Raw genomic sequence first — 8,256 nt, 5'->3', positions numbered from 1 at the left:
GGACACCGGGGGCGGGGACAGCCGCTACACCTGTAGCTACAAGTTGGTGGACCCGCAGCCCTCAGACGACAGCACGCTCTGGGGGCCTGGCGGCCGGCAGCCTGGTCTCTCGCTGTACGTCCTGGAGTGCCTGGACCGAGAAACAGGCTGGACCGACGTGCGCGGCACATTCGTTTCCGATGGCCCGCCGGCTGGCGGCCCTGTGATCGACCCCGCGGTCGTGGCGCGTCAAGCAGTCGACAAGATGCGGCTGCGCGCGCCCGCGATCGGCATCACGCCGAAGCCCGGTGGGAAGGGTGTGGTCGGCATGCCCGTCTACATGTGGACCGAGACCGGTCCCGAGACGTACGGGCCCAACGTGGCCTCGGCGTCAATCGGACCTGTGTCGGTGACAGCCACCGCCCGGGTGTCGAAGATCGTGTGGAACATGGGTGACGGGAAGACGGTCACCTGCACCACGGCCGGCACGCCCTACAAGGCGGAGTACGGCAAGTCGCCCTCCCCGGACTGCGGCCACCGCTACGACAAGCCGTCCTCCACCACCGGCTCCGGCACCTACAAGGTCACCGCGACGTCCACCTGGTCGATCGACTGGCAGGTCACCGGCGGTGCCCAGGCCGGCCAGCTCACCGAGGTCCGCACCAGCTCCGTGGACATCAACGTCGCCGAGGTCCAGGTCCTCAACTAGCACGCGCACTGCTTGCACTTCCCTGAGAGGCAGTACCCGAATGGAATCCCCCGCCGCCCCGCCGGTGCCGCGTCCGGCCGGCCCGCGTACCGATCTCCCCATCACCACCGCGGCCCCCGTGAAGAAGCAGCGCCGCTACGCTGCGGCCGCTCTGAGCACCGTGCTGGCCGTCGCGGCCGCCCTCGGCTCGGCCGCCGCCGTGTCCGCCGTCGGCGAGCGCACGAAGGTTCTGGCCATCGCGAACGACGTCCCGGCCGGGCAGCCGCTGACGGACGCGGACGTCGTCGTCGCGGAGGTGTCCGCTGACGGGGCCCTGACCCCGATGCCCGCCACCGACCGCGCGAGCGTCGTGGGCAAGCGCCCCGCCGTCGACCTGCGCAAGGGCAGCCTCCTCGTCGCCGGCCAGCTCCAGCCCGGCACCGGCCTGGGTGACGACAAGCAGCAGGTCGGCGTGCAGGTCAAGCGTGGCCAGGCCCCCTCCGGCTCCCTCGTGCCCGGCGACAAGGTCCTCGCAGTCACTGTCCCCGCCCAGGGCGAGCAGCCCACCGGCAAGGACGGCGCCGAGGCCCCACCCATTTCGGTCAAGGCGGTCGTCGTTGCCGTCAGCAGGCCCGACGCGTCCGGCGCCGTCGTCGTCAACCTCGCGGTCGCGTCCTCGGACGGGCCCCTGCTGGCCACCCGCGCCTCCTCCGGCCGGATCGCGCTGGTCCGCGACGTGCGGAGCGGATCGTGACGGTCACCGCGCTGGTGAGCGCGAAGTCGTCCGGTGTGACCACCAGCGCCCTCGCCATGGCCCTGTCCTCCACGCGCCCCTCGCTGTTGGCCGAATGCGACCCGGCCGGAGGCACCCTGCGCGCAGGGTTCTTCCAGGCCCAGATCACGGCCGGGACCGGTCTCTACCACCTCGCCGTCGCCGAGCGCGCTGGCGAGGACGCCCTCGCGCGAGCCTTCGCCGACCACCTCGTCCGCCTCGACGCCTCCGGAAACCGCCAGGTCCTGCCTGGCCTGACCGACCCCGCCCAGGCTCCCGCCCTCGAACGGAGCTGGCCCGCCCTGGCCCAGGTCATGCGGGTCCTGTCCGACGAAGGCGGCTACGACGTCATCATTGACGCCGGCCGCCTGGCCCTGGAGTCCGGCCGCCTCCACTCCACCCTCACGCCCGCACCGCTCCTCCACGGCGCGGACCTGGTGCTGCTCGTCGTACGCGCCACCGACCAGGCCCTCGCTCTGGCCCGGCACATGACCGAGCCGCTGCGCAACGAGCTCACCGACCGCGGCAACGGCGCCAGCGCGCTGGGCGTCCTCCTCATCGAGAACGGCCCCCGCCGCGCCCACGAGGTCTCCGAAGCGCTGCGCCTGCCTGTCATGGCCGCGCTGCCCTGGGAGCCGGACACCGCCGCCTACCTCGCCGGCACCGGCAGCGCCCCGCGAAAGCTGCACAAGTCCGCGCTCCTGGGCGCCGCCCGCACCGCGCTCGGCCACCTCCAGGCGGCCGCCTCCCGGCGAGCCCTGCACCAGCAGTACCCGCCGACTCCCTCAGCGCCGACTCCCTCAGCGCCGACCCCTTCAGCGCTGGCCGCCCTCCCGGCACAGGCCACTCCTCAGGTTGCCGGGGTACTTCAGCGCCTGGGCAAGGGACGGGTGGATCCCCGTGGCTGATACCCAGCAGCGCCCTGACGGCCCGACCGCGCACGGCCCCGCCGACATCGCCGGACTGCTCACCGGCCGTATCGGCACGACCCGCATCCCCCAGCCCGGCCAACTGCCGGTCGCCTGGGAGGTGATCGAGGCCCTCCAGGCCGAGGTGTCCGCCGAGCTGTCCGCCCACGACCCCAGCCGCCTGCTCGAAGAAGACGACCGCCGGGCCCAGGCCCGCTCCATGGTGACCAAGGCCGTCGCGCATTGGTCCACGAAGTACTCGCACGGCAACTCCGCACTCTCGCCGGCAGAGGAACACGCCATCGGGGCGGCGGTGTTCGACGCGATGTTCCGCGGTGGCCGCCTCCAGGGCCTGCTCGACGAGGAGGGCGTCGAGGACGTCATGGTTGACGGGCTCCGCGCGCACATCGAGTACTACGACCGTCCCCGCCGCAGCATCGACCGGGTCGCCGACTCGCACGCCGAGCTGATCACCTGGGTCAACCGGATGGCTGGCCTGTCCGGGCACGGTGAGCGTGCCCTGACCCAGGCCACGCCGAACGTCGGGTTCCGCATGCCCGACGGGTCGCGCGTCACCGCGAGCCTGCTCACCACCCGGCCGTCGGTGGTCATCCGAAAGCACCGCATCCGCCAGCACGGCATCGACGAGCTCGTCCAGTGGGGCTCGATCAACCCGCTGCTGCGGGCCTTCCTCCTGGCCTGCGTCCAGGCGAAGCTCAACATCCTGGTCGTCGGCGACATGGGCGCCGGCAAGACCTCACTGCTGCGCGCCCTCGGCCGGGAGATCCCGCCCGGTGAGCGGATCGCGACCCTGGAGTCCGACCGCGAGCTCTACCTGGATGAGCCCGGGCCGCCGGACAAGCCGGGTCCGCTCACGTTCGCTTTCGAGGCCCGCCAGTCCAACGGCGAGGTCCGCGGCGGTAGTGCCTCGGGTGAGGTCACCATCGGCGACATGTTCCCCACCGCCCTGCGCTACAACGTCAACCGGGTGATCGTCGGTGAGGTCCGCTCCACCGAGGTCCTGCCCATGCTCCAGGCCATGTCCGCGGGCGGCTCCGGCTCGATGTGCACCCTGCACGTCCGCCGCCCGCACGCGATCATCTCCCGCCTCGTCCAGCTGTGCACCGAAGCCGGCATGCAAACGGAGGCCGCCAACCACCTGATCGCCAGTGCGATCGACGTGGTCGTCTACCTCACCTACCTCGACGAGACCGCCATCGGCGGCCGCAAGCACCGCTTCATCTCCCACATCTACGAGGTCCACGACGTCGTCGGCGAAGGCGGCCGCCCCACCACCAGCGAACTCTTCGCCCCCCACGGCGACGAACCGCGCGCCGTGTACCGCAACATGCCGTCGTACATAGACGTCCTGGAGCGCACCGGTACCTTCGACCGCCACTGGCTGACCCAGAACCCCGAAGGTGCCTGGGGCCCGCCCATGAAGTTGGTGAAGCGGCGATGACCAACCTGGAGAACTGCAGTGACCCGCGCAGTCGCCTGGGTCGCCGCCACCCTCACGGGAGTGGCGCTGGTCCTCGCCAGCCCACTCGTGTGGCGGTTGCACAGCTGATGACCGAACCAGAGACCCGGGAGGTTCGGTGAACTCCTCGCAGCTGGCTCTCGTAGCCGCGCTGTGCGCCCTCGTCATGGTCCTCGCCGGCCTGATCGCCGTACGCGAGTGGCGCGGCCGTGTCATGGACCCGGCGAAGCCCGCCTCCCGCCGCGCAAGCCGAATCCGCGCGGCCAAGGCGAGCCTGCCCGAGGCCTGGCAGAGCCGCTGGCGCGCCGTGGTCACGACGGCCGGTATCACCGTGCTCGCGGTGTGGGCGTGGACCGGGTGGCCCGTCCACGGTGTCCTCGCCGGCGCCGCTGTCCTCGGCTTCCCGTTTCTCCTGAACCCGGGCACGGCCGCCGAGCAGCGCATCGAGCGTCTGGAGGCGATCGGGCAGTGGCTCAACGGCCTGGCAGGCATCCACACCGCAGGCATCAGCCTCGTCCAGACCATCCGCGCCAGCGCACGCAACGCCCCGGCACCCATCGCCGCCAACGTGCGGGCGTTGGACGAGCGGCTGCGCTCCGGCATGGACGCCAAGCAGGCATTCGCCCTGTTCGCGGACGAGCTCGGTGACGGGGTCGTGGACCACGTCGCGTTGCTCTTCCAGTCCCACGCGGCGAACATGGGCCCCGGCCTGTCGTCCGCGCTGGAGGCGCTCGCGGTGACGATCCACCAGCAGGCCGCCGACGCCCGCGACATCGAGTCCGACCGCGCCAAGATCCGCAAGTCCTCGCGCATCGTCTCGATCGTGATCTGCATCGTCTTCGTCGGCTGCATGCTCAACGAGGCCTGGTCCGCCTGGTACCAGAGCCCCATGGGGCAGGTCGCCCTCGCGATCCTCGGCGGCCTCTTCGCCTGGACGCTGTCCTGGCTGCGCCGGGCGGCCGCCACGAAGCCGGACCCCCGCCTCCTGAACCCCCTGACGCCGGCGGAGCCGGCCACCGCGACGGGAGCCGCCCGATGATCCCCATGGAAGCGGTTCTGCCCGCGGCGGCCGCCGGAGCCCTCACCGGCGTGGCCATCCGCGCCCTGTGGCCGGCCCGGCCCGACGTCGTCTCCGTCATGGACCGACTCGACGCCGACCACATCGCTCGCCAGCCCCGGGTCACTGCCACCAGCACCGGGTCCCTGCCCGAGAAGGTCGGCACCCGCCTCCTGGCGGGCTTCGGCGAGCGGATCACCCTGCCCGTCCGGGACCTCAACCTCCTGCGGATCAGCCCCGCCGAACACCTGGGCAAGCGGGCCCTGTTCGCGCTGTACGGGCTGGTCCTGCCGCAGCTGGCCGGTGCGCTCCTGTCCATGCTCGGGGTGAGCCTGCCGTTCGTGATGCCGGCCGCCGCAGGCCTCGGTCTGGGCGCCTTGTTCTGGCTGTGGCCCGGCCAAGAGGTCAGGAAGGAGGCCGCGGCCGCCCGGCTCGTCGTACGGCACGCCGCTGCCTCCTACCTCGACCGCGTCGCCCTGGCCCGCATCGCCAACAGCGGCGCCGCTCAAGCCCTGACCGACACGGCGGACGTGGGTGACGGATGGATCTTCGAACGGATGCGGCAGGCGTTCTACGAGGCCGACCTCGCCGGCGTCACCGTCTGGGACGCCCTCAAGCAACTCGGCGAGGAACTCGACATCCCCGAACTGACCCGGCCCGCCGACACCCTCGCCCTCGCGGGCGACGGCGCCGCCGTCTACACCACCCTTCAGGCCCAGGCCCGCCAGCTGCGCGTCGCGATCCTCTCCGACGCCAAGGCCCAAGCCAACGAGGCATCGACCTCCATGGTGCTGCCGGTGACCTTTGCCGTGCTCCTCATGCTCGTCTTCGTGATCCTTCCGCCCATCGTCACCATGTTCAACGGCTGATCCACAAAGGAGAACACCATGCACATCCGAGCCCTCACCACCGTCCTCGCCGCCCGCTGGGAGCGCCTGAAGAACGCAGGCGACGCCGGTCAGACCTCGGCCGAGCTCGCCGTCATCGCAGGCGTCGTCATCGCCATCGCCATCGCGGTCGTCGCCGCGATCAAGACGTTCACCGACGCCAAGCTCCCGCTCATCAGCGGCTGAACCACCCACGGGAGGAAGGAAGCGGCGTGAAAGACCAGGTCAGCAACCGGTGGCGGCGCCTACGGGCACGCCTGCGGGCCGAAGGCGACGACCGGGGCTCGGGCAGCGTGGAGCTGGCCGTGCTCGCCGTCGTGGTGCTGTTCCTGGTCTTCGCCGCGATCCAGACCGGCATGTTTTTCCACGCCCGCTCCGTCGCCCGTTCCGCCGCCACCCAGGGAGTGGAGGCCGGACGCCAGCTCGGCGCCGGCCCCGGCGACGGCGTCGCCCAGGCCCAGGAACTCCTCGCGAAGTACGGCAGCGTCCGCGGCGCGAGCGTCTCCGCCGACGGCAGCGGCCCGGAGCAGATCCGCATCACCGTCCGCGGCACCGTCGCCACCCTCGTGCCGGGACTCGAACTGGACGTCGTCCAGAGCGCCGAGGCTCCCGTCGAGCGCTGGGTGGCAGCACAGTGAAGCGGGCCCGGCGCATCCACTGGCGCGAGGACCGGGGCAGCTACTCGGTGGAGACCGTCATCCTCGCCCCGGCCATCATCGCCCTCATGCTGCTGATGATCGCCTTCGGGCGGATCACCGACGCCTCCGGCGCCGTGGACGGCGCCGCCCGCGCGGCCGCCCGCGCCGCCTCCCTCGAACGGGAAGCCGGCGCCGCCCAGGCCTCCGGGGCCGCCGCTGCGAACCGCAGCCTCAACGGCGAGGGCATCCACTGCGCCTCTTCCAGCGTCTCGGTCGACACCTCCGGGTACGGCCTCGACCTCGGCCAGGAGGCCACCGTCCGGGTCACCGTTGCCTGTACCGCGCCTCTCGGCGAGATCGGACTGCCCGGGCTCCCCGGATCCCGCACCCTTCGGGCATCGTGGACCAGCCCGATCGACTCCTACCGAGGCCGCCAGTGATCATCGCCCTCACCCGCCGCATCACCGCTCTGCGGGACCGGATCCGCCACGGCGGTGACAGGGGGTCGCTGTCGCCGTTCTACGCGCTGAGCGCCATCGGGATCATCATGATCATGGGGCTGCTGGTCGACGGCGGCGGCGCCCTCAACGCGACGAACAAGGCCACCGGCCTCGCGCAGGAGGCCGCCCGTGCGGCCGGCCAGCAGCTCAACGTCCCTGCCGCTGTCCAGGGCACCGAGATCACGGTGGACCCGGACGCCGCCGTCGCTGCCGCCCAGGACTACCTCGCCGCCCAGAACGTCTCGGGCTCCGTGATCGTCACAGACGGCGGTCAGGGCCTCGAAGTCACCGTCCACGACACCTACACCACGTTGTTCGCCCAGTTCGTGGGTAGGTCGACGATCAGTGTGTCCGGCACGGCACACGCCCGACTGCACACCCAAGCCGGAGGCTGACCGCCCCATGAGCACCCCCCTACGCCTGCTCCGCGCCCTGCTCGGCCTCGCCGTCCTGGCCGCACTCATCGCCGGCATCCCCCCCGTCCTGCTGGCAGTTGGGTACCAGCCCACGGACTTCGTCGGCGGATGGGATCTGCTGACCCAGCAGGACGACGGCCGGCTGTTTTTCACGGTGCTCACGACCATCGGCTGGATCGGCTGGGCGCTGTTCACCCTCTCCGCACTCGTCGAGATCGTCGCCCTGTTCCGCGGACGCAAGGCGAAGCGGATCAAGGGCCTCGGCGGGATGCAGTCCTTCGCCGGCCTCCTCATCGGCGGCCTCGTCCTGATTGCCCCCACCGCCGCCTCGGCCGCCACGACCGGCCCGGCCGTCGCAGCGACTGCCGTGCAGACGGCGGGCACCAGCAGCGCGGCGGCGGCCCAAATGGCGGCGGCGGAGCAGGACGCCTGGCCCACCCACACGGTCACCGGGGAGTCCGAGCTTCCGTGGGACCTGGCGGAGCAGTACCTGGGCAGCGGACCGCGCTGGAAGGACATCGCCGCGCTCAACCCCTCCATCCCGCAACTCGTGGCCGGTGACCAGTTCCTTCCCAAGGGCACCGTGATCCGGCTCCCGGCCGACGCCAACATCGCCAAGCCCGCTGCCCCGGCTCCGGCGCCCTCCCAGGTCGCGCCCGAGACGGCCGCGCCCGTGCAGCAGCCCGCGCAGGCCGTTCCCACGGTTGCGAAGCCCGCTGCTGTCGAGGCCGAGCATGTCGTCAAGGCCGGTGAAAACCTGTGGGGCATCGCGGACGAGCACGGCGACCCTGAGGACTGGCCGAAGATCTTCGAGGCCAACCGGGGCAAGTCGCTGCCCGGCGGCGGGACGTTCGACAACCCGGACCTGATCGTCCCGGGTCAGGAACTCACTCTCCCCGCCGCAACCGCCCCGGCCCCTGCTCCCGACAGC

11 protein-coding genes are annotated in these 8,256 nt (G+C 71.8%); all 11 read left to right on the top strand.

What is annotated here, in order from left to right; all coding sequences use genetic code 11:
• Nucleotides 1-220: 220 nt before the first annotated feature.
• Nucleotides 221-688, top strand: coding sequence for an ATP/GTP-binding protein (locus tag PV721_RS38160; RefSeq protein ID WP_319732657.1), 468 nt, complete (start codon nucleotides 221-223; stop codon nucleotides 686-688).
• 40 nt (nucleotides 689-728) lie between these two features.
• Nucleotides 729-1,421: an SAF domain-containing protein gene (locus PV721_RS38155; protein ID WP_319732655.1), complete on the top strand. Its 693-nt coding sequence runs from the start codon at nucleotides 729-731 to the stop codon at nucleotides 1,419-1,421.
• Nucleotides 1,418-2,347 carry a hypothetical protein gene (locus PV721_RS38150; RefSeq protein ID WP_319732653.1) on the top strand — a complete coding sequence of 310 codons (930 nt, stop codon included), beginning with the start codon at nucleotides 1,418-1,420 and terminating at the stop codon, nucleotides 2,345-2,347. Before PV721_RS38155 ends, PV721_RS38150 begins: the two co-directional genes overlap by 4 nt.
• Nucleotides 2,340-3,809 carry a CpaF/VirB11 family protein gene (locus PV721_RS38145; RefSeq protein ID WP_319732651.1) on the top strand — a complete coding sequence of 490 codons (1,470 nt, stop codon included), beginning with the start codon at nucleotides 2,340-2,342 and terminating at the stop codon, nucleotides 3,807-3,809. Before PV721_RS38150 ends, PV721_RS38145 begins: the two co-directional genes overlap by 8 nt.
• A 136-nt stretch (nucleotides 3,810-3,945) precedes the next feature.
• Nucleotides 3,946-4,866, top strand: a complete 921-nt coding sequence (locus tag PV721_RS38140) for a type II secretion system F family protein (RefSeq protein WP_319732649.1) — start codon at nucleotides 3,946-3,948, stop codon at nucleotides 4,864-4,866.
• Entirely contained in the window at nucleotides 4,863-5,753 is an 891-nt protein-coding gene (locus tag PV721_RS38135; RefSeq protein ID WP_319732647.1) for a type II secretion system F family protein, read from the top strand. Before PV721_RS38140 ends, PV721_RS38135 begins: the two co-directional genes overlap by 4 nt.
• Before the next feature lie 18 nt (nucleotides 5,754-5,771).
• Nucleotides 5,772-5,957 (top strand): hypothetical protein, encoded by a 186-nt coding sequence (locus PV721_RS38130; RefSeq protein ID WP_319732645.1) that lies wholly within the window; start codon nucleotides 5,772-5,774, stop codon nucleotides 5,955-5,957.
• 26 nt (nucleotides 5,958-5,983) lie between these two features.
• Nucleotides 5,984-6,409 (top strand): TadE/TadG family type IV pilus assembly protein, encoded by a 426-nt coding sequence (locus tag PV721_RS38125; RefSeq protein ID WP_319732643.1) that lies wholly within the window; start codon nucleotides 5,984-5,986, stop codon nucleotides 6,407-6,409.
• On the top strand, nucleotides 6,406-6,849 hold the full coding sequence (locus PV721_RS38120; RefSeq protein ID WP_319732641.1) for a TadE family protein: 444 nt from the start codon (nucleotides 6,406-6,408) through the stop codon (nucleotides 6,847-6,849). Before PV721_RS38125 ends, PV721_RS38120 begins: the two co-directional genes overlap by 4 nt.
• Nucleotides 6,846-7,304, top strand: a complete 459-nt coding sequence (locus tag PV721_RS38115; RefSeq protein WP_319732639.1) for a pilus assembly protein TadG-related protein — start codon at nucleotides 6,846-6,848, stop codon at nucleotides 7,302-7,304. Before PV721_RS38120 ends, PV721_RS38115 begins: the two co-directional genes overlap by 4 nt.
• A 7-nt stretch (nucleotides 7,305-7,311) precedes the next feature.
• Nucleotides 7,312-8,256, top strand: a 945-nt coding sequence (locus PV721_RS38110; RefSeq protein WP_319732637.1) for a LysM peptidoglycan-binding domain-containing protein, incomplete at its 3' end; no start/stop codon positions are given.

The sequence above is a fragment of the Streptomyces sp. MB09-01 genome, assembly GCF_033794505.1.
Lineage (GTDB): Bacteria > Actinomycetota > Actinomycetes > Streptomycetales > Streptomycetaceae > Streptomyces.
This window is presented reverse-complemented; position numbering and strand designations above follow the sequence as displayed.